We start from the raw sequence: 25,025 nt of genomic DNA on the forward strand, positions 1-25,025 counted from the left end.
GATAGGCGCAGCACGCAAGCGAAGTACGGACAGATCGCAGGATTTCTCCAGTGGTGCTTGACCGCCCGGCTGCTTCGGCCGCGGGCGGTCTCTTTTCAGTTGAGCCGGGCTGAACCCGCCCGAGCCAACGCACAGCCGATCGAGCGAGGTCTATGACGCATCCCGCTTCCGAACCGAATCCGCCGGCCATCGGCACCCGTAGCGCCATCTCAGCCAACGCTCGCGCAGTCGTCGCCTCGAACGCACTCGCGCCCATTCTGGCCACCGCGGGCGTCAGCAAAACGTTTCCGGGCGTGCAAGCGCTACAACGGGTCGACTTCCGCCTGTTCCCCGGCGAGATCCACACGCTGATGGGGCAGAATGGCGCCGGCAAATCCACCTTGATCAACGTGCTGACCGGCGTGGTCGCGCCTGACACCGGCACGATCCGCCTCGGTGGCGAGATCGTGGCGTTCGCTTCGCCACAGGAGGCCGAGGCGGCCGGCGTACGCACGCTGTATCAGGAAGTAAACCTATGCCCGAATCTCTCGGTGGCGGAGAACATCTTTGCGGGCAGGCAGCCGAAACGCTTTGGCGCGATCGACTGGCCCGATATCAAGCGGCGTGCGCAGGCCGCGCTTGCGCGTCTCGACGTGACACTCGACGTCACCCGATCGCTTGATGCCTATCCGATCGCCGTTCAGCAGATGGTGGCGATTGCCAGAGCGCTGTCCGTCGATGCGCGCGTGTTGATCCTCGATGAGCCAACCTCGAGCCTCGACGACAGCGAAGTCGCCCAGCTTTTCAAAATACTTCGGCATCTTAAGAAGTCTGGAATGGCAATTCTGTTCGTCACGCATTTTATCGAGCAGACCTATGCCATCTCCGATCGCATCACGGTAATGCGCAATGGCGAGCGTGAAGGCGAGTATCTCGCACGCGATCTGCCGGCCGATCAACTGGTCGCGAGGATGGTTGGTCACGAGCGCATGAGCGCGCGGTTGCGCGAAGCGGCACATGACGGGCACGCTGTCCATGAAGCGCCGCAGAGCAAGCAATCGGTTCAGCCCTTCGTCGAACTGCGCGGCGTCGGACGGCGAGGCACGATGCAGCCGATCGACCTCGACATGCAGCCGGGCCAGATCCTGGGCCTGGCCGGTCTGCTCGGCTCAGGCCGCACGGAGACCGCGCGGCTGTTGTTCGGGGCGGATCGCGCCGACAGCGGGACCATCCTGATTGAAGGGCGGCCCGTGCGGCTGCGTTCGCCGCGGGACGCAGTGCGTCACGGCATTGGTTATTGCGCCGAGGACCGCAAAAAGGAAGGCATCGTCGCCGAACTGTCGATCCGCGAGAACATCCTGCTGGCGTTGCAGGCGAGGCGCGGCTGGTGGCGCAAGATCAGCCGGCATCGCGCGCATGAACTCGCGGACATGTGGATAGACCGCCTCGGTATCAAGGCGACGGATGCCGAACAGCCGATCGGGCTGCTCTCCGGCGGCAACCAGCAGAAAGCGCTGCTGGCGCGCTGGCTTGCCACGGACCCCAAGCTGCTGATTCTCGATGAACCCACCCGCGGCATCGACGTGGCTGCCAAGTTCGACATCATGGACCGCTTGCTGGCGCTGTGCGCGAACGGTCTGAGCATCTTGTTCATTTCGTCCGAGATTAGCGAGGTGCTGCGCGTGAGCCATCGCGTGGCGGTGCTGCGCGACCGCCGCAAGATCGCTGAAGTGGCCGGCAACGCTTCGAATGAAGACAACATCTATCGACTCATTGCGGGGAGCGGCGAATGAAGCGATCGAACTGGTTCGTGCGCGATGGCGCGGAGCGTCCGTTGCTCTGGCCATGTGTCACGCTGATGCTGTTGTGCGGCCTGAACCTGTGGGTGAATCCGCATTTTCTTTCTTTACGGATGCTCGACGGCCACCTGTTCGGCGCGCCGATCGACGTATTGAACCGCGCGGCGCCGTTGGCGCTGGTCGCGACCGGCATGACGCTCGCGATCGCGACACGCGGCATCGATATATCGGTCGGCGCGGTGGTGGCGATTGCCGGCGCCGCCGCAGCCACGATACTGGCGACGCAACCCGTGCCGAGTGCCGGATTGATCTCACAGGCGCTGATGGCGGCGTTGGTCGTCGGCATGGCGAGTGGAATGTGGAACGGGTTGCTGGTGTCGTTCGTCGGCATGCAACCGATCATCGCGACGTTGATCCTGATGGTCGCCGGCCGTGGCGTTGCGCAATTGCTGACGGCGGGGCAGATCATTCCGATCGGCGCACCGGGCTATCTGTTCCTCGGCGGCGGGTATTGGCTGGGCGTGCCGTGCTCGGTGTGGATCGCGAGCGTTGCGGTGCTGGCCACTGCCTTGCTGGTCGAAGGCACCGCGCTCGGGCTGTTCATCCGCGCGATCGGCGTGAATCCGGTCGCGACGCGCCTCGTCGGCCTGCGCTCGAAAGCGCTCGTATTCGCGGTGTATGGTTTCTCGGGATTGACCGCAGCGATGGCAGGCATCCTCATCAGTTCGAATGTGCGCAGCGCCGACGGCAACAACGCCGGCCTGCTGCTCGAACTCGACGCGATTCTGGCTGTGACGCTCGGCGGCACATCGCTGCTCGGCGGCCGTTTCAGTCTCACCGGCACGATGCTGGGTGCGCTGATCATCCAGACGCTGACCTACACGACCTATTCGATCGGCGTGCCGCCGGAGGCGACGCTCGTCGTCAAGGCGGCCGTGGTGCTCGCGGTGAGTGTGATCCAGTCGCCGTCGGCCCGGGCGCTCGCCCTGTCGTTCTTCACGCAGCGCGGGGTGGCCCGATGAGGCGACTTCTCGAAGTCTGGGCCCGTATCGTCGATCCGCGCACGCTGCCGATCGTCGTCACCATCCTGCTGTTTTGCGCGCTGTTCGGTTTCGGCTCGGTGATGTACACCGGCTTTTTCTCGTGGCAGGTGCTGCTCGATCTGCTGGTCGACAACGCGTTCCTGCTGATTGTCGCAATTGGCATGACGTTTGTGATCGTGTCGGGTGGGATCGACCTGTCGGTGGGGTCGGTGGTGGCGCTGACCACGATCGTCGAAGCGGTGCTGTCCGAGCACATGCATCTGCCGGTCTGGTTGATCGTGCCGATCGTGTTGTTGATGGGCACCGTGTTCGGCGCCGTGCAGGGCGCGCTGATTCACTTCTTCCGTTTGCAGGCGTTCATCGTCACGCTGGCCGGCATGTTCTTCGCGCGCGGCTTGTGCTTTCTGATCACGACGCAGTCGATCACGATCACCGATCCAACGTTTCAGAAGATTTCGGCGTTTCGCCTCGACATCGGCGTCGGTTCGGTCACAGCCAACGTGCTGATCGCTTTCGTCACGCTCGTCGCGGCGATCTATGTAGCGCATTTCACGCGCTTTGGCCGCAACGTGTATGCGGTCGGCGGCAATGCGCGCTCGGCGTTGCTGATGGGCTTGCCGGTTGCGCGTACGCGCATCGGCGTGTATGCCCTGAGCGGTTTCTGTTCGGCGCTAGGCGGTGCGGTGTTCACGTTTTATGTGCTGTCGGGCTATGGCCTGCAAGGGCAGGGCATGGAACTCGACGCGATCGCGGCGACAGTGATCGGCGGAACCTTGCTGACGGGCGGCGTCGGCTACGTGATCGGTTCGCTGTTCGGCGTCGGCATTCTCGGCACCATCCAGACGCTGATTACCTTCGACGGCACGCTGAGTTCGTGGTGGACCCGCATTGTGATCGGCGCGCTGTTGTGTGCGTTCTGCCTGCTGCAACGGCTGATCGAGCGGCATGCGAAATCGGTGCAGCGGCCGGGTGGCACCGGCGCGGTCGTGACGCCAGGCCGTAAGCGCGGCTGCGGCAATGCAGCCGCGGCGTCCGATTCACATGCGATCGGACGCGCGCCGGAACAGGCCTTGTAGGACAAGCGCCGAGCTCACCGCCTTTGGTTTCCGGCAACGTCAGCGCGGCCGTAAGGCGGGCGTAAAAGCGCAACAAATACGTCATTCGTCCTATGCCATTTGCCGTGCTACAATGTACTAACATTGTGTTTACTTTCCAGGTTCAACCGCTTAGGATTCCAGTTCAGGTGCAGCCATGAAAACGACTATCCGCAGAATGGGTAACTCCCATGGCGTACTGATTCCGAAACCGATCTTGACCCAACTTGGGCTGGAGGATGAAGTGGATATGCAAGTGGAAGGAAACACGCTCGTAATACGGCGTCCGCAGAAAAAGGCGCGTGTGGGATGGGCCGATGCAAGCCGTTCGTTGGCGGCGTCCAAAGACGACGCGCTGGTCATGGGTGAATTTCCCAATGCCGATGACGCGGAGCTCGAGTGGTAGCGCGCGGCGAAGTCTGGCTCGTCGCGCTGGACCCCACCGTTGGCAGCGAGATTCAGAAAACGCGTCCTTGCGTTGTTGTTTCGCCGCCCGAATTGCACGATCACCTGCGCACGGTGATCGTCGCGCCGATGACCACTGCCGGCCGTGCAGCACCTTTTCGCGTTCCGCTCACTTTCTTGCGCAAGAAGGGTTTGATCCTGCTCGACCAGATTCGCACGGTAGACAAGACGCGGCTTGTGAAGCGCGCCGGCTCGGTGTCGGATACGGCACTGTCGAATGCGTTGTCTACGCTGCAGGAAATCTTCGTCGAGTGAAGATGATGCGTGCGTCGGCCGACTGGCGGCGTAGTTCGCTCAGTCTGTCTCGAGGCGCCGTCGGGTAGTCGCCACGAGTCTGTCGAACGAAAAGCTGCTCGCGGCAAACGCGGTGGTGTCCGGAAAGTTCTCGCGAGCAATGTCCGTTAGTACCTGGCCCGGTGGCGCTTCGATCAGTACGTGTGCGCCCATTTCCTGCATGACTGTAAGCGCATCGTACCAACGCACGGTGTAGCACATATTGGTCGCGAGATCGTCGCGAATAGCTTGAGCCGTGTACAAAGGCCGGCCGCCGCGATTGCCGATGTAGATGCTTTGGGGCGCATGAAAAGGCACATCCTGCGCGTACGCAACCAGTTCGTCTGTTGCATGCGCAAGCAGTTCGCAATGCGACGGCACGCTTACGGCGAGGCGAGTGGCCTTGCGAGCACCTGCCGCTAGTGCGCGCTCTATAAATGTGTCCAGCGCGGCGTTCGCACCCGCCATGACGATCTGACGTGGCGCATTCACATTGCCGATATAGACGTGCTGCTCGCCCGCATCAGCGTGTTGCGCGGCAAGCGTTTCCAGTTGGTGTTCAGTCAGCCCCGACACAGCCGCGAGACCGTAGCCCGACGGGTACGCCGTCTCCATTAGCTCGGCACGCTTACGAACCATCTTTAATGCGTCGCCAAACCGAACCGCGCCACAACTGATCGCCGCGGCATACGCCCCCACCGACAAACCCGCACTGATCTCAGGCGTGAGTCGTTCCTCGGCAAGTGCGCGTGTGATGGCCGCGCCCGCGACGGTCAGGCCGATCTGCACAGCGACGGTGGAGTGCAGCGCGTGGGGGGTGTCGAGTGTCAGGACATCGATGCCGAGTACCTGAGACGCTTCTTCGAGCGTGTCGCGCACGGCCTGGTGCTCCGGCAGACGGTGCAGGAAACCGTCTGTTTGCGCGCCTTGACCAGGAAACAGAAGGGCCAGCATCAGGCATCGCCGTGAGCGGGCGCCCACGGATCGGCAATCAACTGCGGGCCGCGAGCGTGGCGCGCCATCACGCGTGCTTTGCCCGCTGCCCATTCAGCCAGCGCAACGCCGCCTGCGGGCGTTTCCAGTTGCGCGTCCACACGAATGCCGACGCGTTGCGCGAGCGCCTGCAGAGGGTTCAGCAACTGAAGGGCGGTATCGCGCGAGAGTTTTTGCGGCGTGCGAATCAGCAGGTCGAGATCGCTCGCCGCAGTGACCGTGGGCACCTGTGTTGCCAGTTCGAAGCCTGCGCTGCCGGTCGGTCCCCAAACGAATCCACTCAACGCGCCGGATGTGTCGCGTTGCAATTCAGCCAGTCCCACGAAAGCGGGCAATGCGTTGCGCTCCGCAAGAGGGTTGCGTCGCGCTAAAGCGTCTGGCGGCGTAGCGGTCTCGATGTCGTCTACATGCACCCACGTGCCGTAGCGTTGCGCTCGCTCCATACCGCGCAGGCCGATCGCAACGAAGCCTTCGGCGGCCAGCGCGCGTCTCACAACCGCATACGGCGCGCGTTCGAAAGCGTCGCGAACCCATGCCGGTTCCCCGTCGAACTGCGGCAAGCAGTGCAAGCGCAGCAGATCATGCGGCCGCCACCGCGCATCGCACGACAACGCGTGATCGGCTGCAAACGGCGGCGCTGCGCAGACCTGCATCACGCGGCATCCCATTGTTCGGCGAGGCGCCGCCGCACTTCGATCGACGCCGCACGGTTCTCTCGAGCCGCCGCCGATTCCAGACGATGCGACAGATCGCGGCGACCGTCGCGCGCGCTACGGATCTGCTCGGCCAACACCTGACACACGTGCTCGATTTGCGCGGCATCCGGCGCATCCGCATCGACGCCTTCGATCAACTGGTCGAGCAGGCCGAGTTTGGCGAACGACGCCATCGAGTACGACATCGGCACGATGGTTTCGCCGAGCGCGTCGAGGGCTTCGACGGTGCGCCGCGTGACGCGTGCCGCCGCTTCCTTGCCCATTGCATGGACCATCGTGCCGGGCGCGTCGAGCGCGACGATCCGGTTGGCCTGATAGCCGTGCGCGAGGAAGGCGCCCGACATGGCCGGTCCGACGATCAGCGCGATCACCGGATGCCCGGCGTCACGCGCCGATGCGTACGCATCGACCGCCGCAGCGCAGGCGAGGTGAATGCCGAGCATCTCTTCACGAAAGCCATAGGCCTGACTTTTCACATCGACGATCGCGACGATCGGGCGAGGCGTGCCGCTCGTTTCGTCCTGGGCGATGGCCTCGCGTACAGCGCGTGCAAGCTGCCAGCCTTGCTCGAGACCGACGACGTTATCGGTCGCGCGCGGAAAGCGGTTGTCGGGATCGGGAACCACCGCGATGAAACGCGCGATCTCGTCGCCGAGCGGTGCATCGCCGCTCCATACGGGCGCCTTGCCGGATGGTTCACCGGCCAGCGCATGGAACCAGCGCGCGCCGCGGCTGAGGTGGGTGTCGCTCATACCTGCTCCTTACCGGGGACATGCGGGTTATACACGTCACGCATCGTTTCCGGCGTGACGCGGGCCGGGTCGATTTGCGCGAGGCGGTGCAGAAACGCGTCGACCTGTGCGCTGCGGTGCGCATCCGGCCGTCCTTGCGTGAATGCTGAGCGCACTGCGGCGTGCACTGCGTTAGCGTCGTCGTCGACCAACCGGTCGGCGAGTGCGGTCGCCGCTCGTTGCTCGCCGCCGATCAATTGCCACACGCGGCGCCTATCGCTCGCATCGAGTTCTTCGATGCCGGCTTCCTGTTCGATCACTTCGGGGCCGTTCATGCCGAGCCGCCCTTGCTTCGTCATGACCAGATACGAGCACAGCGCCGCCGCCAGCGACATGCCGCCGAAGCAGCCGACCATCCCCGCGATCACGCCGACCACCGGCACATGCCGGCGCAACGCGACGATCGCGGCCTGAATCTCGGCGATCACCGCAAGACCGAGATTGGCTTCCTGAAGCCGCACGCCACCGGTTTCGAACAGCACGACAGGGCGCACGATCTTGCCGCGTTCGCAGTCGCGCAGCGCCATTTCGAGTGCCGCGGCGATCTTGCTGCCCGACACTTCGCCGATGCTGCCGCCCTGGAACGCGGACTCGATCGCGGCGACCACGGCAGGCTCGCCGTCGATGGTGCCGCGCGCGATCACGCAGCCGTCATCCGCCTGGCAGACGACGCCTTGCAGCGGCAGCCACGGGGACTCGATCTTGTCGAACGGTCCGAGCAGTTCGCGGAAGGTGCCCGGGTCCAGCAGCGTACGGGCGCGCTCACGTGCGGGCAGTTCGATGAAACTCTCGCGCAGCATCGGCGCGGGACGGGTGGTAGCGACGGTATTCATGCGTCGTCTCCTTGTTCCGCCGCTTCAATGGCCTCCGCGAGCCGCAGCGCCACGACGCCGGGTGTCGCGCCGAAGTCGTTGATTTCGATTTGTGCTGCGCCATCGTAGCGGGTGAAGAAGCGGTCGAGCACGCTTTTCCAGATGTGACTGTAGCCGTCGACGCTGGTGCGCACGACCACGTGCGCGGTCAGCGCGCTGGCGTTATCGGCCGGTGACAGCAGCACTTCCAGATCGCCCGAACCGACCACGCCGACGTGCGCGCGGGTCGTGACAGCGCGTTGCGCCGGATAGTCGAAGGTCAGATGTTCCATAAGACTGAACTCCCGCCAGCGTCGTGATGCGCCAGCTTGTCGAGAAAGAGGGTGGCGGCGAGCAGATCGGCTGCGCCGCCAGGCGAGGCATTGAGCGACAGCAATTCGTGTTCGAGCGCGGCGAGGGCGGCGTGCCCGTCCGGCGTGGAACTCCCGCCGGCTTCCAGCACGCGGCGCGCGCCTTGTTGAGCGGCGTGCAAACCGGGCAAACCCGCGCGATGCAATAGACAGGTGTCGTCGAGCGAAACCATGATCGAGAGCAGGGCGTCGATGCGCGCGGCGTTTTCGTCGACTCGGCCGGCTCGCGCTGCGAGCAACGCGGGCAGGCCGATACCGATGACATGCGGGAAACCGTCTTGCGCTTCGCGGCGCGCGCCACCCACCTGGTAACGCTGCCGCGCGCGTTCGCCGTGGCTATCGGAGGACGCGGCGAAGCGGTCCGGGAAGCAGGCAATCTGGGCAGCGAGTGTAGAGACGTGCGACGCGCTCAGACGCGCGGCGCCATTCGGTATCGACGCACCCGCCACCAGCAAGCCGACGATCCAGATCGCGCCGCGATGCGCGTTGCTGCCGCCGGTGGCGTGCAGCATGTCCTGCTCACCGGCGCGGCCAATTTGCGCGAGTTCGGCACGTAACAGCGCGGAGGGTTCACCTCGCCGCCGCGCCGCGCGCGCGAGCGCCGCGAACGTCGGCTCGAGCGCATGTGCCGAGCGCAGCATGGTGGCGAGATCGAGGTCGCGATGCGCACCGCTGCCGCGGCGGTCGACCAACGCGGGTTTCGGCGTGAGTTGCGCTTCTTCGATCAGCGCGGTCACGGCGTAGCGCGCGAGCTGCGCATCGGACAGTCCTGTCTGCCCCACCACCGCAGCGCGGTTTGCCGTGCGCGCCCCATGCACCGCCGTGCCTGGGTGGCGCGCGGGCGCAACGGGCCAGCGCAGGGCGGCGAGTTCATCTTCCATCTTCTGCTGCGGTGCGCCTTCGACCGCGGGTTCGAGCAAAGCGTCGCGCGAGCCCATCGTCACCAGCTCCTGAAGCGCGCCGGCGGCGCGTACAAGCCGCCCGACCACGTCACCAGATCGTCGATGCTGCGTGCGGCCAGCAACGAACGCTTCGCTTCGCCGCGTCGAATGCCGAGATCTTCCGGATACGCGACGATGCCGCGGCGGCGCAACTCGGCCGTCTTCTCCGGCTTGGCGCGCAGCCCGATCGGCGTCACGCCGGCCACGGCGGCCAGCGCCGCGCGCCGTTCCTCGATGCCTTCGGCTTTGTGCAGGTGCGCGATACCCTCTTCGGTGACGACGTGGCTCACGTCGTCGCCATAGATCATCACGGGGGCGATCGGCATGCCGCTTTTCGCGCCGACCGCGACCGCATCGAGTTCATCGACGAAGGTCGGCTCGCCGCCTTTCTTGTACGTCTCGACCAATTGCACGACCAGCTTGTGTCCGCGCGAAACCGGCCCTTGATCCTTCAGCAGCTTGAGCCACGCCTCGCTCGAATGACGCCGGCCACGCGGATCGTGGCCCATGTTCGGCGCACCGCCGAAGCCGGCAAGACGGCCACGCGTCACCGTCGATGAATTCGCGTCCGCGTCGATCTGCAAGGTCGAACCGATAAACAGATCGACGCCGTACTGGCCGGCCAACTGGCACAGCACGCGATTCGAGCGGAGGCTGCCGTCGTTGCCGGTGAAAAACACGTCGGGGCGCGCTTCGATATACGCTTCCATGCCGACTTCGCTGCCGAAGCAATGGATGCTGTCGACCCAGCCCGATTCGATCGCCGGGATCATCGTGGGATGCGGATTGAGCGTCCAGTTGCGGCAGATTTTGCCCTTCAGGCCAAGTGATTCGCCGTAGGTGGGCAAGAGCAGTTCGATCGCCGCGGTATCGAAACCGATGCCGTGATTCAGCGACGTCACGCCATACGGTTCATAGATGCCGCGAATCACCATCATCGCGGTGAGCACCTGCAAGTCGCCGATATGACGCGGGTCGCGCGTGAACAAAGGCTCGACAGCGAAGGGCCTATCCGCCTGCACGACCACGTCGACCCACGAACCGGGGATATCCACGCGCGGCAGTTCATCGACGATCTCGTTGACCTGCACGATCACGATGCCGTGCCGGAACGCGGCGGCTTCGGCGATGGTGGGCGTGTCCTCGGTGTTCGGGCCGGTGTACAGATTGCCGTGACGGTCGGCCTTCTCCGCGCACAGCAGCGCGACGTGCGGCGTCAGATCGACGAACATCCGCGCGTACAACTCGACGTACGTGTAGATCGCGCCGATTTCCAGATGACCGTCTTCGAGCAATTGCGCGACGCGCAAACTCTGCGGCCCCGCGAACGAGAAATCGACCTTGTGCGCGATACCGCGCTCGAACAGCGTCAGATGCTCAGGCCGGCCGATGCTCGAAATCAGCAGATGCACGTCGTGAATTTTTTGCGGATCGACTTTGGCGAGCGAGCGCGACAGGAAGTCGGCCTGCTTCTGGTTGTCGCCTTCGAGCGCGACGCGGTCGCCAGGTCGAATCAGCGTTTCGAGCGCATCGACGATGCGGTGGGTCGGCAGGACGCCGTCTTCCAGCCACGGTGCAATGGCCGCGAGGCGACGGTTCTTCTCGTCGCGGCGCGTGGTCCATGAACGTGGGGCGGGTGACGCTTCGGCGGGTCGGTTCATCGGCGGATTCAGCTCCCGGTGGTGATGCGCGCGCGTCTGGCGCGCGGCTTGGGTTGATTCGCAAGCGCGGCTTCGGCCTGCGCGCGGTCAGTGAGGAAATGATGGAGCAGGTCGCCGGTGCCGAGCAGATGCGCGACGACCAGCGCCTGTGCCGCTGGAATATCGCGGCGTTGCACGGCGTCCAGCAAGGCGGCGTGTTCTTCGTCGGATTCGCCTTTGTACGACGGCAAGCCGAACTTCAGCCGCAAATACCGTTCGCCACGCCGATGCAGCGTGCCGATCATGTCCTCGAGTTGCGGACGGGCGGCAGGCGCATACAGGCTCATATGAAACGCGACATTGCGCGCGACATACAGAGACGGGTCCGCCTCGCGTTCGGCGGCGCGGCACAGGCTGGCGGATTCGCGCAGCGTGACGGCGGTGTGATTCGGAATCGCGAGGCCGATGGCGAGGCTCTCCAGCGCGGAGCGAATCTCGTAGATTTCGCGGGCTTCATCCGCCGATAAAGGCGCGACGGTCGCGCCTTTATGCACGGCGGCCTTGGCCCAGCCCTCGCTTTCGAGCTGCCGCAAAGCCTCGCGCACGGGAATTGCGCTGACCGAGAAATGCCGCGCGATCGCGTCCTGCCGCAGCGGCGCGCCAGGCGCCAGCGTGCCGTCGACGATCGCCGCGCGCAGCGCCTCCGCGATCACGTGGGACGTGCTCTCACGCGGCGCCGCCGCGGGGAGAAGCGGGCTGCGCGCCGGGGCGTCCAGGGGAAAACCATCTGTTGCGTCGCTCATAGGATCAAATATTATATATAAAAAGATGCGTTTTACAGGCGGGCAAACCCGGAAAGTTTTCCACCATTGCCGGCCGCCTGCGGTGTCTCTCATGGTTATACGAGGCACATCGCTCAAGTATCAAGCGCGCGATCTCGTCGTTCCCTTTTATGTACGCCACGTACGCCAACCGCAGGGCCGGAGGAGCATGATGAATTCACTAACCGACCGCACGTCGGTCGTGCGGCGCCGCACGCCGCTCAATCGTTCGCAGATCGCAGGTTTTTGGGGAGCGTGGGCCGGCTGGACGCTCGACGGGATGGACTCGTTCATCTACGCGCTCGTGTTGACGCCGGCCTTGACTGAGCTGTTGCCGCGTTCGGGCTACGCGGCGACGCCCGCGAATGTCGGCCTCGCCGGCTCGATTCTGTTCGCGCTGTTCCTGGTCGGCTGGGGGCTGTCGTTCATCTGGGGGCCGCTTGCCGACCGCTTCGGCCGTACCAAGGTGCTGGCCGGCACGATCTTCACGTTCGCCATTTTCACGGGACTTGCCGCAACCTCGCACAACGTGTGGGAGCTCGCCATCTATCGTTTCATTGCCGGGGTGGGGATCGGCGGCGAGTGGGCCTTGGCGGGAACGTACGTCGCCGAAGCGTGGCCGGAAGATCGCCGCAAGATGGGCGCGGGTTATCTGCAAACAGGCTATTACGCCGGGTTCTTCCTCGCTGCCGCGCTCAATTACACGATCGGCGTGCATTACGGCTGGCGCGCGATGTTCCTGACCGGCGCGGTGCCGGTGGTGGTCGCGATTCTGGTGTTGCTGCGCGTGAAGGAGTCGGAGAAGTGGCAGAAGGCGGAAGCGGGCACCGTGCACGTCAAACCGCTGCGCGAAATCCTCGGGCCGGCGTATCGGCGTCGGACATGGGTCGCGTGCATTCTGCTGACGATCGCGATCGTCGGTTTGTGGGCGGGCGCGGTGTATGAGCCTTCTGCGGTGATTCAACTGGCGACGAAGGCCGGCATGGCGAAGAACGATGCGATCAGGACGGCGTCGCTTGCGACCGGCTTGTTGTCGATTGCGACGATTCTCGGCTGTCTGGCGTTGCCGCCGCTGGCTGAGCGCATCGGCCGCAAGAAGACGCTGGCGATTTACTTCATCGGTATGGCGGTGGCGATTGTCGGCAGTTTCGGGTGGGCCTTCTATCTGCCGAATGGATTGGCGCCGTTCATTGCATGGCTCTTCGTGTTGGGCTTCTTCGGCGGCAATTTCGCGTTGTTCAGCTTGTGGCTGCCGGAGCAGTTCGAGACCCGCGTACGGGCGACGGCGTTTGCGTTCTGCACGTCGTTCGGGCGGTTTGTCGGCGCGGGCGTCAATTTTTTGCTCGGCGCGGCTGTGTTGCATATGCATACGCTGGGCTTGCCGGTCGCGTTGACGGCGCTTGCATTTATCGTGGGTTTGTTCGTGATTCCGTTTGCGCCGGAGACGAAGGGAGAGGTGTTGCCGCAGTGAGGTTGGCCGTTTGGCTGAGTGGCGGGCGCGGGCGCGAGCGGGCATGCTTTCTCTCCATTAGACGACGTGTTCCCGCGCCGTATCCGGTTTGCTGAATTGTACCGATAACTGTACAATGATTGCGCGGCTCCCAATGGCTTGTATTTCCGCCCTTGGTCCAACTGGCCACTGCTGCGCGGCTAGGCATCCCGTTCGGTGGTGGGAACCATCTCTAATTTTTTGACAGGAGCGACTGGAGGGCACCCCCTCAAGTCGAGAAAGCGAATGAATGTCCTTACTTATAGCGAGGCGCGTGCCGGCTTTAAGCAAGCGATGGACGACGTCTGCCGCGATCACACGCCTATGCTGATAACCCGGCAGGGTGGCGAGAACGTGGTCATGGTTTCGCTCGAAGACTTCAATGCGATGCAGGAGACCTTGTATCTGTTGAGTTCGTCGAAGAACGCCCAGCGGCTCGCCAGGTCTATTGCTCAAATGAATGCCGGCAGTGCGGTTGCGCGTGAACTGCAAACCGATGAACCAACAGAAAAGCCGAAACGAGGAGGCCGTCAAGGCTGACAGTGTTTTTATGTTCACCGACGATGCCTGGGATGATTACCTGCACTGGCAGAACGCTGATCGCAAAGTGCTGCGCAAGATCAATACGTTGCTTGAGGAGTGCCGGCGTGATCCGTATAACGGCACCGGAAAACCGGAGGCGCTGGTCGGCAGCTTGAGTGGATTCTGGTCACGCCGTATTACGCATTCCGATCGTCTCGTTTATATGCCGCGGGACGGCAAGATCTACGTGATTGCCTGCCGCTTCCACTATGACGACTGAAAGAGAACCGGGCACAGCGCCCGGTTTTTCATTCGACGCTTGAAAAGCCACCGGGCGCGCGAAGCCGAAACCCCTCACCCAGGCCCGTGCGCCTAACGCTTATTCAATGTGATGCCGCGCCTGCCCACGAGGACGCAGTAACGAAAGCAGCGGCCAGCCGAGATTGACGCCCAGACTCGCCACTACGATCAGTCCCATCCCCGCGAGTTGCGGCACCGACAGCGCCCGCCCATACACGACGGCATCGACCACGATCGCTGTCAGCGGATAGACGAACAGCAGCACGGCGATGATCGGCGTGGTCAGTTTCGGCAGCGCGCCGTAGATCAGCACATACGACAGCCCCGTATGCAGCACGCCCATGCCCACCAGCCAGAACCACTGCATCGGTCCGATATGCGCGGCAGTGAGTGGCGCGATGAATGGCAGGCACACCACACCGACCGCGCATTGCGCGAGCGTCAGCAAATGCGGCCGCAAATCGCCGAGCCCTTTGGCGATCAGCGTGACGCTCGCATACAGCACCGATCCAACCAACGCTTCACCGATGCCGATCAGATAGCTCGCATGCCCCTGCAGATTCCCGGTGGACGCGACGCCCGACGCGAGCACGAGTCCGACGAACGCGGTTGCGATCCAGCCGAGCCGGTCGACGCCGAGGCGCTCATTGAACAGGGCTGCGCCCATCAGCACGACCCAGAACGGCTGCACATGAAACACCACCGTCGCTACCGCAATGCTGGTGCGGTGAATCGCATCGAAGAAGCCGACCCACTGCGTGACCATCAGCACGCCGGAAATCAGCGCCAGTACGACCGTGCGCCGCGTGAAATGCGCTCGCGTGAAAAACCCCTTCCACGCGCAATACGCGGCGAGCGAGAGGAAACCAAACAGGCAGCGAAAGAACACCAGCGTCAGCGCGCCGAGTCGCGCTTCCTCGACGAAGATGCCGATCGTGCCCATCAAAAGGCCGCCGCTGGCCAGCGTAATTGCGCCTTGTCGACGTTGGGTGAGGGACATGCGAAACGGCTCCGAACAATGAAGCCTTCAGTATTGCGCCGCTTGCGTGTCACCGACAAACGAATTAAATTGAGTAATTCCATAAGCCGAATTGATGAATCATGCACCCCGAATTCGACGTCGATTTGCTGCGCACCTTCGTTGCGGTGGTGGAAACGGGCAGCTTCACGAAAGCGTCGGCAACCGTGCACCGGTCGCAGGCGGCGGTCAGCATGCAGATCAAGCGGCTCGAAACCATGCTCGGCACCACGCTGTTTGCCCGCAATACGCGCAATCTGTCGCTCACGCGGCCCGGCAACACGCTGCTGGAATACGCGCGGCGCGTGCTGGCGCTGCATGAGGAGGCATGGTCGGCGATCGTGCGCCCCGAGGTGACCGGGCGCGTGGTGCTCGGCGCACCGGACGATTACGTGTCGTCATTGCTGTCGCCGGTATTGCGGCGCTTTTCGAACCTGTATCCGCACGTGGAGATCGAGATCGTCTGCGCGCAGAGCACGTCGCTCGCGCCGATGCTGGCCGATAACAAGATCGATCTGGCCTTCGTCACGCGCGACAAAAAATTGCGCGGCGAATTCGTGCGCAGTGAGCCGATGGTGTGGGTGGGGGCGTCGGTGGATACGCCGGTGCTGGCGGCGTCGCCTTTGCCGGTCGGGCTCTATGAGCCGGGATGTGTCGCGCGCCAGCATACGCTGGCTGCGCTGGACGGTGCGCGCATCCGTTATCGGGCTGCGTTTAGCAGTGCGAGCCTGATGGGTCTGGTGGCGACCGTGGATGCGGGGCTTTCAGTGATCGCGCTCACGCGTTGCAGCGTGCCGGCGCGGCTGGCGATTCTCGGCGAAGCGCAAGGTTTGCCGAAGATCGCGCCGCTGGAAATCGTGGTGGCGCGCAGTGCCAAATCGGACCGGCCGACCTGTGATTATCTGGCCGCGCAGATGGTGCAGGATTTGTCGCTGCGCACGCAGACCCGTGGGGCCGCTTAACTCCGCGGATAAGCCGTCACCGTGCCATCCACCGCGAGCCGCACGTGTTCCCCCGGCCGCGGCGACAGATACCCGGGCACCCGAGCGCGCACCACCGTCCGTGCATCGGACTGCAACTGCAGCGCGACGCCTGCGTCCTGCCCCTGAAAGATCACTTCCTGCACGACGGCGTCATGGGACGCCATGCCATTCGGCATCGCTTCTTCGGCACGTAGCAGACGGATTTGCTCAGGCCTCACCATCACATCGACCGCGCCATTACCCATCGGCGCACACAACGGCAATTCACCGAGCTCGCAACTCACGCGATCCTGCCTGACCACACCCGGCAACAACACCGCCTCGCCGACAAACGATGCCAGCTCACGCGTCACTGGCCGTCGATAAAGCGTCTCCGGCGTCGCGGTCTGGATCAGCCTGCCGTTCCACAGCACAGCGACTTCATGGCCGAGCGACAGGGCTTCCGATTGATCGTGCGTTACCAGCACCGCAGTCGCACCGGTTGCGGCCAACGCGCTGGCCACGGCTTGTCGCGTTTCGAGCCGCAAAGCCGCGTCGAGCGACGAGAACGGCTCGTCGAGCATCACCAAAGTGGGCGACGGCGCGAGCGCGCGAGCCACCGCCACCCGCTGCTGCTGACCGCCCGACAACTGCTGCGGCGCACGCTCGCCGAAGTTCGCCGGTAAGCCGACCAGCTCCAGCAATTCGGCCACCCGATGACGCGCGCGACGCTGCGTCCGAGGCAAGCCGAACACGATATTGTCCGCCACCGACAGATGCGGAAACAGCGCCCCCTCCTGCGGCACATAACCGATACGGCGCTGTTCGGACGGCACATGCAGGTTGTCGCCGGCCACGCGGCGGCCGTCGATTTCGACGCTGCCGCTATCCGCGCGTTCGAAGCCGCATAACAGGCGCAGCAAGGTGGTCTTGCCGCTGCCGGACGGTCCGAGCAGCGCGAGCAGCGTGCCGCGCTCGACGGAGAGGTCGATGCCGTGCAGCACCGGATGGCCGTCGAACGATTTCTGCAGTCCGCGTATACGAAGGTCGCTCATGAAAATCCGATGGAAAAGGCGCGCCGCGTCAGCTGCGTTCGCCGAGCAGCGCCGATTTGCCGAGCAGCGCGAACAGGAGACCGGAGGCGAATAGCGAAATGCCGGTGAGCAGCGCCGCATAAGGCGCGGCGGCAGCGAACGCCATCGTCGAAGTATCGGCCCAGACTTGTGTCGCGAGCGTCTGCGTGTCGATGGGGGAGAGCAGCAGCGTCGCGTTCAGTTCCGTGACGACCGAGATGAACACCATCGCCGCCGCCGCGCCGAGTCCGGGGCCCGCCAGCGGCAATACCACGCGAAACAGGGTCTGCGACCAGGTCAGGCCGAGCGCGCGCGCGGTCTCTTCGAGGCGCGGCTGGGCCTGCATGAAGGCGGCGCGCACGCTCACCAGCGCAACCGGCATGAACAGCATCGCGTAGGCGATTACCAGCAGCGTCGCGCTTTGATAAAGCGGTTGCAGCGCGTGCACCGCAAGCGACACGATCGCCAGCGCGATCACGAGCCCCGGAATGCCTTGCGCGAGAAACACGGTGCGCTCGAACAGCGTGGCGAAACGCGTCGGATAGCGCACCAGCAGGAACGCGAGCGGCACGACCAGGAGCGTGGTCAGCACCGCGGCGGCGAGGCCGAAGCCGAGCGATGAGATCGTTGCGTTGAACAGCAGTTCGGGCGATACATCGGCGGGCGTGACGGCGGCCGCGCCCGGTTGCGTGAGCCAGTAGCCGATCATGCCAAGCGGCACGCCGAGCGTTGCGATTGCCAGCGCGGCGAAACCGGCCACGACGATCCAACGCCACATACCGAGGTCATAGCGCAATACCGCGCGCCGTGTCCCGCGATCGACGCGTTCATAACGCGCCGCGCCGCGCACACGAAACTCGAACGCCAGCACGATCAGGCAGATCACGATCAGCAGGCACGCGAGCAGCGAAGCGCCGCCGCCATCGAAACTGGTGCGGTATTCCGCGTAGATTTGCGTGGTGAACGTACGAAAGCGCAGCAGCGTAAATGCGCCGAATTCGGACAGCACGCCGAGCGCCACCAGCAGCATGCCGCCGAGCAGCGCGGGGCGCAGTTGCGGCAGCACCACGCGAATGAAGGTGGTCCAACGGTTGCAGCCGAGCGCGCGTGCGCTTTCTTCGAGCGCCGGGTCCATGCTGCGCAACGCCGCTGCCACCGGCAAGTAGACGAGCGGGAAATACGCGGAACTCAGCACGAGCAACGCGCCGTTGAAGTCCTGCAAATCCAGACTCAGCGAGACCCAGGCGTAGCTCGAAATGAACGCCGGCATCGCGAGCGGCGCGGCGGTGAGCACGGCCCATATACGGCGCCCCGGCAAATGCGTGCGTTCGACAAACCATGCCGCCGCCGTGCCGACGAGAGCACAGACAAGCGTGGTCGATACCGTGATCAGCAGCGTATTGACCAGCAATTCGCCGACCAGCGGCCGGAAGATCAGATCGACCGCTTCGCCGATACCAAAGCTCGCCGCGCGCCAGAACGTAAACGCAATCGGCAGCAGCACCAGCAAAGCGCTGAGTGCTGCTGCCGCAAACAAACCGCGCGGCGCGCGCGAACGGGCGCGCACCGGGCCGGGGGGTACAGCCGGAGGGCCGGCTGACACGGCGTCGCTCATTTACAGCAAGCCTGCCTGGCGCAGGAGTTTGCCGGCCTGGCTGTCGTCGCCGAGTTGCTGGATGGTCAGCGCCGGCGGGTTCAACTCAGTGAAGGGCTTGAGAATCGGGTCCGGCGCGACGCCTGCGTGCAGCGGATATTCGAACTCGATGTGGCTGTTCGCCATCAGCTTCTGCGCGCGTTCGCTGACCAGATAGGCGAGAAACTTCTGCGCACCGTCCGCGTTGTGCGCAGACTTCAGCACCGCCGCCCCCGACACGTTGACTAACGCGCCGGCGTCGCCATTGCCGAAGTGGTAGATCGCGCTGCGGGTTTTCGCATCGCCGATCTCGGCATGCAGACGGGCCCAATAGTAGTTGTTGATCAGACCGGTTGCGACGCCGCCGCGGTTTACTGCCGCGATCACGCCTTCGTCGTCGTCGAAAATCTGCGCGTTGGCCTTCAGGCCCTTGAGCCATTGCACGGTTTGCGCTTCGCCTTTCAGCGCGAGCACGGCGCTCACGAGCGGCAGGAAGTCGCTGTCGCTCGGTGCAATGCCGACCTTGCCTTTCCACTCCGGCTTGACGAGGTCGAACAGCGATTGCGGCAGTTGCGATGCCTGGACCTTGGCTGTGTTGTAGGCCAGCACGCTTTCACGCGCGGTCACGCCGACCCATGCGCCGCTCGGCGAATTGAAGCGGGCCGGCACGGTGGCGAGTGTCGAGCTGTTCACTTTGCTCAGCAGGCCTTTCTCTTCGAGCAGCATCAACTCGGGCGAGTTTTCCGTGAAGTACACATCAGCGGGCGTGGCCGTGCCTTCCGCGACGAGTTGCGCGGCCATCGCCGGGCCTTCGCCGCTGCGGATCTTCACCGAAATGCCCGACTCTTTTTCGAAGTCTTTAGCCAGCAGGTTGACGACCTGCTGGTGCTGCGCGCTGTATAGCGTGATCGATGCAGCGTGCGCCGCCGAGGGCACCGTTGCGAAGGCCGTGAGCGTGAGCGCGGCTGCGCTGCCAAGCAGACGCAGGCGGGTGACAAACCAGGAATGAGCCATGATCCTAAAATCCGTTAATGATGTTGTCGTTGATCTGTGGTGTGCCGCGTGCTTCGCGGCTTGCATTACGTCTCGAACAGCCCCGCGCCGATGTACGAACCCGGCTTCGCGCCCGGCGGCACGGCGAACACGGCGCTGCCGACGTGCGTCGTGAACTGGTTCATCATGTCGAACTTCGCGAGCTTGTCGTTGATCGGAATGAAGCCGGTGCGCGGGTCGCCCTGATGGGCGATGAAGATGAGACCCGCGTCGTACTCGGTTTCCTGACGCCATGGCGGCCAGCGCTCGATGTAGAAGTTCGTGCCGTCGTTGTACGAGTACGAGCGGCGCAGAATCTGCGCCCCGTTGTTGCTCGCCTGATTCGACAGACGCACGTGCGAGTTCTCCGGAATCACCGGATTGCCGTCCTTGTCCTCTTCCTTCAGGTCCACGGCGTCGAATTCGTTCTTTTTGCCGATCGGCGCGCCGCTGTATTTGTGACGGCCGAATACCTGCTCCTGGAAACCCATTTCGGTGTTGTCCCAGTGTTCAAGCGTGATGCGGATGCGCCGCACCACCGTGTAGGTGCCCCCTTCCATCCACGGCGCGTCGGCGCTGGCGCCGGCCCAGACGAATTCGTTCATCAACTGCGGTTTCGCGGTCGACGGATTGTTGGTGCCGTCCTTGAAGCCCATCAGATTGCGCGGTGTCTGACCGCGCGGACCCGACAGGAAGCCGGACTGGCCCCAACGCATCGTCGTGACGCCGTAGCCGAGGCGCGACAGTTGCCGCACCGCGTGGAAAGCGACTTGCTGATCGTTCGCGCAGGCCTGGATGAACAGGTCGCCGCCGGTCTTCCCGGCGATCAGCTGGTCGCCGTTGAAGCGCGGCAGATCGACGAGCGCGGCAGGGCGGCGCGAGGCCAGCCCGTAGCGGTCCTTGCCTTCATGCGTGAAGAGGCTAGGGCCGAAGCCGAACGTGATCGTCAGGCCGCACGGGCCGAGACCGAGCACGTCGCCGGAATCGGGGGCGGCCTTGTCGTCGCCAGCGGGCAAGGGCGCGGCGGTGCCGCCTTGCGTGAGGCGTGCTGCGGCATCGGTCCAGGCGCGCAGCAGGCCGATGACGTCGTCGCGTTTGCCGGTCGTCAGATCGAGCGCGGCAACGTACGTGTGACTCTGCTGCGGCGTGACGATGCCGCCTTGATGCAAGCCGTAGAACGGCTCGATCGCCATCTGCGGATCGGCATGGTGCGCCGGCGTTCTGGCGAGCGCGGCCTGGGGTGTACCCAGACCCGCACCGAGGCTCGCGCCGGCCGCTACCGCTGCGCCGCCCGTCTTGAGAAAGCCGCGCCGTGAGGGCCGCGGGGGGTGATCGTTTGCCATGATTACTTCGCCTTCGTTTGGCCTTGAATGGGCGGCGTGGGCATCCGCGTGCGGGTTCGCTTCGCTTTACTTCGCCAGCACGAGTGTGTTCACGTCATCCTGCACGTAGTAGAAACCGTCACCTTCCGGCGTCATCGCAAGCCCGAACAGGTCGCCGTTGCCCGGAGGCGATTGCGCCTTGTCGGTGTCGATCCAGCGTGCGTAGAGTTGCTTGCCGCTGGCCGGATCGATTTCGACGATCTGGCCGTTCAGCGCGTTGGTGACGAGCAGGTGGCCATTGGGCGCGGTGACCATCGCAAGCGGACGATGCAGCAGGCCGTCGGCGGTCAGCTGGCGGCCCACGCCTGCGCTGCTGTCGCGCGTCATCGGATCATCGATTTCGGTGACGCGGTTGCCGATTGCATCGGACACGTACAGCAGTTTCTGATCGCCCGACAGCGCAAGGCCGGTCGGACCGACGAGGAACACACCCTTGTCGGCCTGCGCGCCGAAGCCGCTGGCGATCACGGTTTCCTTCCTCACGACCGGCGGCTTGCCCGTAGGCACGTCGAGGTCCAGACGCAGCACGGTGGCCTGCTTGAACACCGGCGGATTGCCGTCCGCACCGCCCACGCCGAACCCCGCGTTGCTGACGAACAGCGTCGCGCTCGTGCCGTGGTCGACGACCGCCATGTTGCCCCACGGATCGTTGATGTTCGGGCTGCTAATGGTCGAGGCGACCTTGCCGTTCGGATCGATCACGATCAGGCAGCCGGCGCCCTTGGTGCCGGTGGTGCCGTCGTTGCTCGGCGTGCTGCCGACGATCACGTAGCCCGACTTGAGCATTGTCATCGCGGTCGACAGGCCGATGCCACCCGGGCATTCCTTCAGATCGCGCGGCACCGTGGCGAACACCGTCATCTGCCGGGTGTCCGGGTGATAGTTGATGATCGTGCTGCCGGTGCCTTGCAGATTCGTCGAGTTATTGAAGTTGCCGACCAGCACGTCGCCCTGTTTGACGGTACCGGCCGTGACCGGCGCGACCACGACCGCGTAGGGGTTCTGGTCGCCGTTCTCCGGCACGGTGTTGATCAGCGTGGTGTGATGCTTGACGGTTTCGAGGAAACCTTGCGGCTCGGCGTGCGCGATGCCGGCCGTCGCGAACGCAGCGGCGCTGACGGTGGCGGCGATCAGGGCCCGCGCGGCGCGCGGCGAACTAAGGCGCGTGGGATTGTTCACGAGTGAGCCTGTCGTGCCTGCGCACAAAGTGGTGATTGCGGTCATGATCGAAAGCATGGGATTCGATTTGGCTAGAGCGGGCGAATTCGCGTGTGGAATGAGCGCAAACCTCATCAGAACGTGATGTTGGTCCGCACGCCGATGACGAATGTGTTGCGCAGCGGCTGCGTCGGGTCGTTTGGATTCTGGCCGGCGCCGGCATTGAACGTGTATTGCGCATCGGCTTGCAGCTGCCACCACGGGTTGACCTGATACTGGTAGGTCGCTTCGAGCGCGGTTTCGCTGGTGCGCACGCCGTACGGGCCGCCGCTGAATGCAAGGTTGTCCTGGTCCAGACCGTTCGTGTGGTTGCCGATCTTGATGTAGGTGAGCGCGATGCCGGCACTGTCATTGTCGCGGCCGGCGAACGGGGCTTTCAGTACGACGCCCAGGTTGGCTGCGACGCTCACGAGGTTGCGGTCGCCCGGTGCGCCCATGACGCGCGCGAAGACGTTGAGGCTGCGCGGGCCGTCCGGATCCGGGCGCCAGATCATCTGGTCGGCTACCGCGTAGAAGCTATAGTCGCCGCGATGATTCTGCGGGATGCCGGTGCTCGCCGGGTTCGCAAGCGAAAGGCCGGTGTTGTCGAAGCGCTGGTCGGCGAAGCGGCCGTTGTTGTACCAGACGCCGAGCTTGTAGGTACCTGGCAAACCAGCACCGCCCGCACCGACCATTTCGCCGTCGGCCGGCTGGTTGATCGCGTACTGCAACTCGCCGATGAACAGCGTGCCGTTATGCAGGTTGAAGTTGGTACCGCTCTTGTTGTTCGGATTGTTGCCGAGCGGATCGCCGTCGAATACGCCGGCCAGCGCCGTCAACGAAGGCGTGATCTGGCCGCGCACGCGCACGCCGAGGTCGGCCAGCGGATAAGCGGGGCCGCCGCTAGGCATGTCATACGACGGCAGGGCAGGCCAGCCGAACATCGTATTGACGAACAGTGCCGAACTCGTGCTGGTGATGAATTCCTGGTCGATACTTTGCTGACCGATCTTGACGTCGACGCGCTTGTTCAGGAACGACTGCTGGTACCACAGTTCCCACAGGCGCGTGGTGTCGTCGGCTTCGATGCCGCTCGCCGTGTTGAGCGTGCCGAGCTTGTTGGCGCTGAGATTGGCCCCATGAATCTGCAATGCGCTGACGTTGAACAGGCCGCCCGGCAAACCGAACGCTTTTTGCGTATCCATTTGCACGGTTGCCGTCGTCAGGCCGTCGTAGTCCGCGCCGCGCGCGAGACCGCCGCGCACGTTGCCGAGAATTTCGCTGGTTTCGGTGAGCGCGAATGTCACGCCGTATTTGCCGAGCCAGGGGCGCAAACCGCCGATGTCGCCGAGCATCGTCGGACGATTCCAGAAGCCGGTCCACTGATTCGTTTGCGTCGCCTTGATGTTGAGGTCGGCCTCAGGCGCTTCCGGTGCGGCATCGGGATTGGCTTCGGCCATGGCTGCGCCGGCCGTCAACGAGGCCCAGGCGAACGCCGTGCACAGCGCGGCGCGCCGTATCGAAGGCAAACGCGAATGCGCTTGAGCGGCGGGTCTGTTGGTTCGAGCGAACTTCATCGAAATCCTTGTTTGTGTTGTATCGACTGATCTAACCATCGCGGCGTTACTTCACGGTGTGCCGGCGATTGGCTGCATCGGGCGGCGACGCCGGATGCAGCAGATGACGAGATCGTACGCATGCGAAATAAATGCGTCAACACAAATGAGAACGATTCGCATCAATATTACGAGTGTGTAATTTAGAAATTAACGTACTGTTAATTCCAGTCATTTGAATGTAAGTAAAAAAGAATTAATCGGTAATGTTTATGTAGGGTGAAGTTCATATCGAACCCGTGCCGGAGAGCGATGTCGAAGCGCACGAGTATCCCGTAAGGTCACAGTCAGGAGATAGAGATGAAAAAACGCATCCTTTTGCTTTCGTTGCTTGCAAGCGGCGGTGTGCTGGTGAGTGGCGTATCGAACGCGCAGTTGAACCTGAAGCAGTTCGGCATAGGTGGCGGGAATAGTTCGGCGGATGCAGGTGCGAGCGCATCGTCGGGTGGCCTATCGCAGTTGTTGCAGACGTACGTGGGCGCGAACCAGCAGGTGCTGAGCGGCCAATCGAGTCTTGCCTCGGCGATGGGAATGAGCAGCGCGGCGGGGCAGGCACAACAGGCGGCCGGATTGCTGAGTGGCGGAACGCCGTCGGTGAGTCAGTTGACTCAGATGGGCAGCACGCAGCAGTCGTTGTCGCAGACGCTGACCCAGGCGTTCGCGAGCCGCGCGAGCGGCGGCGCGTCGGCCACGCAGGTGAACAAGCAGGCGTTCACGGATGGGTTGGCGTCGCTGGGTAAAGGTGTGAGCCAGTACTCGAGTTTGCAGTCGGGGCTGGGCAGTATCGGCCAGATGAATCCGGTTTCGCTCTTGCAGGCGGGGATGAATCCGCAGACGGCGCAGAGCGCGTCTTATATCGCGCAGTCCGCGCCGGGCCAATTGCAGTCGTTGATGTCGACGCTGAGCTCGGCGGTACAGTTTGCATCAAGCCATGGGATCAGCGTGCCGTCGATTGCATCGTCGGCATTGAGGGGTGGGCAGTAACGATGAACTGCACCACCCCGGCACAGGCAAGGGTATGCGC

The 25,025-nt window shown here is 63.9% G+C and carries 25 protein-coding genes; 10 read left to right on the forward strand and 15 right to left on the reverse strand.

Translation table 11 applies throughout. The features are described from left to right. Positions 1 to 152: 152 nt before the first annotated feature. From ACAX43_RS25345 to ACAX43_RS25365, 5 genes are all read left to right on the forward strand, one after another. Positions 153 to 1,772 (forward strand): sugar ABC transporter ATP-binding protein, encoded by a 1,620-nt coding sequence (locus ACAX43_RS25345; RefSeq protein ID WP_370711152.1) that lies wholly within the window; start codon positions 153 to 155, stop codon positions 1,770 to 1,772. After that, positions 1,769 to 2,800 (forward strand): ABC transporter permease, encoded by a 1,032-nt coding sequence (locus ACAX43_RS25350; protein ID WP_370711153.1) that lies wholly within the window; start codon positions 1,769 to 1,771, stop codon positions 2,798 to 2,800. Before ACAX43_RS25345 ends, ACAX43_RS25350 begins: the two co-directional genes overlap by 4 nt. Continuing rightward, positions 2,797 to 3,897 carry a galactofuranose ABC transporter, permease protein YjfF gene (gene yjfF, locus ACAX43_RS25355; RefSeq protein WP_370711154.1) on the forward strand — a complete coding sequence of 367 codons (1,101 nt, stop codon included), beginning with the start codon at positions 2,797 to 2,799 and terminating at the stop codon, positions 3,895 to 3,897. The genes ACAX43_RS25350 and yjfF overlap by 4 nt, the downstream gene beginning before the upstream one ends. A 175-nt stretch (positions 3,898 to 4,072) precedes the next feature. Then, a complete protein-coding gene (locus ACAX43_RS25360; RefSeq protein WP_370711155.1) occupies positions 4,073 to 4,321 on the forward strand; it encodes an AbrB/MazE/SpoVT family DNA-binding domain-containing protein in 249 nt (82 codons plus the stop codon). Continuing rightward, entirely contained in the window at positions 4,315 to 4,635 is a 321-nt protein-coding gene (locus ACAX43_RS25365; protein ID WP_370711156.1) for a type II toxin-antitoxin system PemK/MazF family toxin, read from the forward strand. The genes ACAX43_RS25360 and ACAX43_RS25365 overlap by 7 nt, the downstream gene beginning before the upstream one ends. A 39-nt stretch (positions 4,636 to 4,674) precedes the next feature. Here the strand turns inward: ACAX43_RS25365 and mdcH are convergent, their stop codons facing one another. Genes mdcH through ACAX43_RS25405 form a run of 8 tightly spaced genes read right to left on the reverse strand, consistent with a single transcriptional unit; the run spans position 4,675 to position 11,759 of the window. Continuing rightward, entirely contained in the window at positions 4,675 to 5,607 is a 933-nt protein-coding gene (gene mdcH / locus ACAX43_RS25370; RefSeq protein ID WP_370711157.1) for a malonate decarboxylase subunit epsilon, read from the reverse strand. Next, positions 5,607 to 6,299, reverse strand: coding sequence for a malonate decarboxylase holo-ACP synthase (locus tag ACAX43_RS25375; protein WP_370711326.1), 693 nt, complete (start codon positions 6,297 to 6,299; stop codon positions 5,607 to 5,609). The genes mdcH and ACAX43_RS25375 overlap by 1 nt, the downstream gene beginning before the upstream one ends. Next, positions 6,299 to 7,114: a biotin-independent malonate decarboxylase subunit gamma gene (gene mdcE, locus ACAX43_RS25380; RefSeq protein WP_370711158.1), complete on the reverse strand. Its 816-nt coding sequence runs from the start codon at positions 7,112 to 7,114 to the stop codon at positions 6,299 to 6,301. The genes ACAX43_RS25375 and mdcE overlap by 1 nt, the downstream gene beginning before the upstream one ends. Then, complete coding sequence (locus ACAX43_RS25385) at positions 7,111 to 7,986, reverse strand: biotin-independent malonate decarboxylase subunit beta (RefSeq protein WP_370711159.1); 876 nt, start codon at positions 7,984 to 7,986, stop codon at positions 7,111 to 7,113. The genes mdcE and ACAX43_RS25385 overlap by 4 nt, the downstream gene beginning before the upstream one ends. After that, positions 7,983 to 8,297: a malonate decarboxylase subunit delta gene (locus ACAX43_RS25390; protein WP_370711160.1), complete on the reverse strand. Its 315-nt coding sequence runs from the start codon at positions 8,295 to 8,297 to the stop codon at positions 7,983 to 7,985. The genes ACAX43_RS25385 and ACAX43_RS25390 overlap by 4 nt, the downstream gene beginning before the upstream one ends. Continuing rightward, positions 8,285 to 9,313 carry a triphosphoribosyl-dephospho-CoA synthase gene (locus ACAX43_RS25395; RefSeq protein WP_370711161.1) on the reverse strand — a complete coding sequence of 343 codons (1,029 nt, stop codon included), beginning with the start codon at positions 9,311 to 9,313 and terminating at the stop codon, positions 8,285 to 8,287. The genes ACAX43_RS25390 and ACAX43_RS25395 overlap by 13 nt, the downstream gene beginning before the upstream one ends. 2 nt (positions 9,314 to 9,315) lie before the next feature. Beyond that, the gene (gene mdcA, locus ACAX43_RS25400) at positions 9,316 to 10,977 is read right to left on the reverse strand and encodes a malonate decarboxylase subunit alpha (protein WP_370711162.1); all 1,662 of its coding nucleotides are present in this window, start codon (positions 10,975 to 10,977) and stop codon (positions 9,316 to 9,318) included. Between the two features lie 8 nt (positions 10,978 to 10,985). Beyond that, positions 10,986 to 11,759: a GntR family transcriptional regulator gene (locus ACAX43_RS25405; RefSeq protein WP_370711163.1), complete on the reverse strand. Its 774-nt coding sequence runs from the start codon at positions 11,757 to 11,759 to the stop codon at positions 10,986 to 10,988. A gap of 190 nt (positions 11,760 to 11,949) precedes the next feature. Here ACAX43_RS25405 and ACAX43_RS25410 point away from each other — a divergent pair, with 190 nt between their 5' ends. The 3 genes from ACAX43_RS25410 to ACAX43_RS25420 all read left to right on the forward strand — a co-directional run bounded on the left by ACAX43_RS25410 (position 11,950) and on the right by ACAX43_RS25420 (position 14,068). After that, positions 11,950 to 13,248: an MFS transporter gene (locus ACAX43_RS25410; protein ID WP_370711327.1), complete on the forward strand. Its 1,299-nt coding sequence runs from the start codon at positions 11,950 to 11,952 to the stop codon at positions 13,246 to 13,248. A 264-nt stretch (positions 13,249 to 13,512) separates the two neighbouring features. Then, positions 13,513 to 13,806, forward strand: coding sequence for a type II toxin-antitoxin system Phd/YefM family antitoxin (locus tag ACAX43_RS25415; RefSeq protein ID WP_370711164.1), 294 nt, complete (start codon positions 13,513 to 13,515; stop codon positions 13,804 to 13,806). Positions 13,807 to 13,816: 10 nt separating this feature from the next. Continuing rightward, positions 13,817 to 14,068 (forward strand): Txe/YoeB family addiction module toxin, encoded by a 252-nt coding sequence (locus ACAX43_RS25420; RefSeq protein WP_370711328.1) that lies wholly within the window; start codon positions 13,817 to 13,819, stop codon positions 14,066 to 14,068. A 99-nt stretch (positions 14,069 to 14,167) separates the two neighbouring features. On the opposite strand, the gene ACAX43_RS25425 is transcribed toward ACAX43_RS25420, so the two are convergent. After that, positions 14,168 to 15,088: a DMT family transporter gene (locus tag ACAX43_RS25425; RefSeq protein ID WP_370711165.1), complete on the reverse strand. Its 921-nt coding sequence runs from the start codon at positions 15,086 to 15,088 to the stop codon at positions 14,168 to 14,170. A 101-nt stretch (positions 15,089 to 15,189) separates the two neighbouring features. Here ACAX43_RS25425 and ACAX43_RS25430 point away from each other — a divergent pair, with 101 nt between their 5' ends. After that, positions 15,190 to 16,068, forward strand: a complete 879-nt coding sequence (locus tag ACAX43_RS25430) for a LysR substrate-binding domain-containing protein (protein WP_370711166.1) — start codon at positions 15,190 to 15,192, stop codon at positions 16,066 to 16,068. Here ACAX43_RS25430 and ACAX43_RS25435 read toward each other — a convergent pair. The 6 genes from ACAX43_RS25435 to ACAX43_RS25460 form a co-directional block, all read right to left on the reverse strand. Next, positions 16,065 to 17,123: an ABC transporter ATP-binding protein gene (locus ACAX43_RS25435; RefSeq protein ID WP_370711167.1), complete on the reverse strand. Its 1,059-nt coding sequence runs from the start codon at positions 17,121 to 17,123 to the stop codon at positions 16,065 to 16,067. The two genes, ACAX43_RS25430 and ACAX43_RS25435, sit on opposite strands and share 4 nt — an antisense overlap. A gap of 28 nt (positions 17,124 to 17,151) precedes the next feature. Continuing rightward, the gene (locus tag ACAX43_RS25440; protein WP_370711168.1) at positions 17,152 to 18,756 is read right to left on the reverse strand and encodes an ABC transporter permease; all 1,605 of its coding nucleotides are present in this window, start codon (positions 18,754 to 18,756) and stop codon (positions 17,152 to 17,154) included. Then, complete coding sequence (locus ACAX43_RS25445) at positions 18,757 to 19,788, reverse strand: iron ABC transporter substrate-binding protein (protein ID WP_370711169.1); 1,032 nt, start codon at positions 19,786 to 19,788, stop codon at positions 18,757 to 18,759. A 65-nt stretch (positions 19,789 to 19,853) separates the two neighbouring features. Further along, positions 19,854 to 21,149 (reverse strand): iron uptake transporter deferrochelatase/peroxidase subunit, encoded by a 1,296-nt coding sequence (gene efeB, locus ACAX43_RS25450; RefSeq protein ID WP_370711170.1) that lies wholly within the window; start codon positions 21,147 to 21,149, stop codon positions 19,854 to 19,856. 66 nt (positions 21,150 to 21,215) lie between these two features. Further along, on the reverse strand, positions 21,216 to 22,367 hold the full coding sequence (locus tag ACAX43_RS25455; RefSeq protein WP_370711329.1) for a hypothetical protein: 1,152 nt from the start codon (positions 22,365 to 22,367) through the stop codon (positions 21,216 to 21,218). Positions 22,368 to 22,480: 113 nt separating this feature from the next. Then, positions 22,481 to 23,962, reverse strand: a complete 1,482-nt coding sequence (locus tag ACAX43_RS25460; RefSeq protein ID WP_370711171.1) for a carbohydrate porin — start codon at positions 23,960 to 23,962, stop codon at positions 22,481 to 22,483. Between the two features lie 339 nt (positions 23,963 to 24,301). Between ACAX43_RS25460 and ACAX43_RS25465 the strand changes: the two genes are divergently transcribed. After that, on the forward strand, positions 24,302 to 24,985 hold the full coding sequence (locus ACAX43_RS25465; protein WP_370711172.1) for a hypothetical protein: 684 nt from the start codon (positions 24,302 to 24,304) through the stop codon (positions 24,983 to 24,985). Positions 24,986 to 25,025: the final 40 nt, after the last annotated feature.

It is taken from the genome of Paraburkholderia sp. IW21 (assembly GCF_041321145.1).
GTDB lineage: Bacteria > Pseudomonadota > Gammaproteobacteria > Burkholderiales > Burkholderiaceae > Paraburkholderia.

Coding starts and splice junctions, on each gene's coding strand:
- ACAX43_RS25345 (WP_370711152.1), top strand. CDS start 153: ATGACGCATCCCGCTTCCGAACCGAATCCGCCGGCCATCGGCACCCGT.
- ACAX43_RS25350 (WP_370711153.1), top strand. CDS start 1,769: ATGAAGCGATCGAACTGGTTCGTGCGCGATGGCGCGGAGCGTCCGTTG.
- yjfF (WP_370711154.1), top strand. CDS start 2,797: ATGAGGCGACTTCTCGAAGTCTGGGCCCGTATCGTCGATCCGCGCACG.
- ACAX43_RS25360 (WP_370711155.1), top strand. CDS start 4,073: ATGAAAACGACTATCCGCAGAATGGGTAACTCCCATGGCGTACTGATT.
- mdcH (WP_370711157.1), bottom strand. CDS start 5,607: ATGCTGGCCCTTCTGTTTCCTGGTCAAGGCGCGCAAACAGACGGTTTC.
- ACAX43_RS25375 (WP_370711326.1), bottom strand. CDS start 6,299: ATGCAGGTCTGCGCAGCGCCGCCGTTTGCAGCCGATCACGCGTTGTCG.
- mdcE (WP_370711158.1), bottom strand. CDS start 7,114: ATGAGCGACACCCACCTCAGCCGCGGCGCGCGCTGGTTCCATGCGCTG.
- ACAX43_RS25385 (WP_370711159.1), bottom strand. CDS start 7,986: ATGAATACCGTCGCTACCACCCGTCCCGCGCCGATGCTGCGCGAGAGT.
- ACAX43_RS25390 (WP_370711160.1), bottom strand. CDS start 8,297: ATGGAACATCTGACCTTCGACTATCCGGCGCAACGCGCTGTCACGACC.
- ACAX43_RS25395 (WP_370711161.1), bottom strand. CDS start 9,313: ATGGGCTCGCGCGACGCTTTGCTCGAACCCGCGGTCGAAGGCGCACCG.
- mdcA (WP_370711162.1), bottom strand. CDS start 10,977: ATGAACCGACCCGCCGAAGCGTCACCCGCCCCACGTTCATGGACCACG.
- ACAX43_RS25405 (WP_370711163.1), bottom strand. CDS start 11,759: ATGAGCGACGCAACAGATGGTTTTCCCCTGGACGCCCCGGCGCGCAGC.
- ACAX43_RS25410 (WP_370711327.1), top strand. CDS start 11,950: ATGAATTCACTAACCGACCGCACGTCGGTCGTGCGGCGCCGCACGCCG.
- ACAX43_RS25415 (WP_370711164.1), top strand. CDS start 13,513: ATGAATGTCCTTACTTATAGCGAGGCGCGTGCCGGCTTTAAGCAAGCG.
- ACAX43_RS25420 (WP_370711328.1), top strand. CDS start 13,817: ATGTTCACCGACGATGCCTGGGATGATTACCTGCACTGGCAGAACGCT.
- ACAX43_RS25425 (WP_370711165.1), bottom strand. CDS start 15,088: ATGTCCCTCACCCAACGTCGACAAGGCGCAATTACGCTGGCCAGCGGC.
- ACAX43_RS25430 (WP_370711166.1), top strand. CDS start 15,190: ATGCACCCCGAATTCGACGTCGATTTGCTGCGCACCTTCGTTGCGGTG.
- ACAX43_RS25435 (WP_370711167.1), bottom strand. CDS start 17,123: ATGAGCGACCTTCGTATACGCGGACTGCAGAAATCGTTCGACGGCCAT.
- ACAX43_RS25440 (WP_370711168.1), bottom strand. CDS start 18,756: ATGAGCGACGCCGTGTCAGCCGGCCCTCCGGCTGTACCCCCCGGCCCG.
- ACAX43_RS25445 (WP_370711169.1), bottom strand. CDS start 19,788: ATGGCTCATTCCTGGTTTGTCACCCGCCTGCGTCTGCTTGGCAGCGCA.
- efeB (WP_370711170.1), bottom strand. CDS start 21,149: ATGGCAAACGATCACCCCCCGCGGCCCTCACGGCGCGGCTTTCTCAAG.
- ACAX43_RS25460 (WP_370711171.1), bottom strand. CDS start 23,962: ATGAAGTTCGCTCGAACCAACAGACCCGCCGCTCAAGCGCATTCGCGT.
- ACAX43_RS25465 (WP_370711172.1), top strand. CDS start 24,302: ATGAAAAAACGCATCCTTTTGCTTTCGTTGCTTGCAAGCGGCGGTGTG.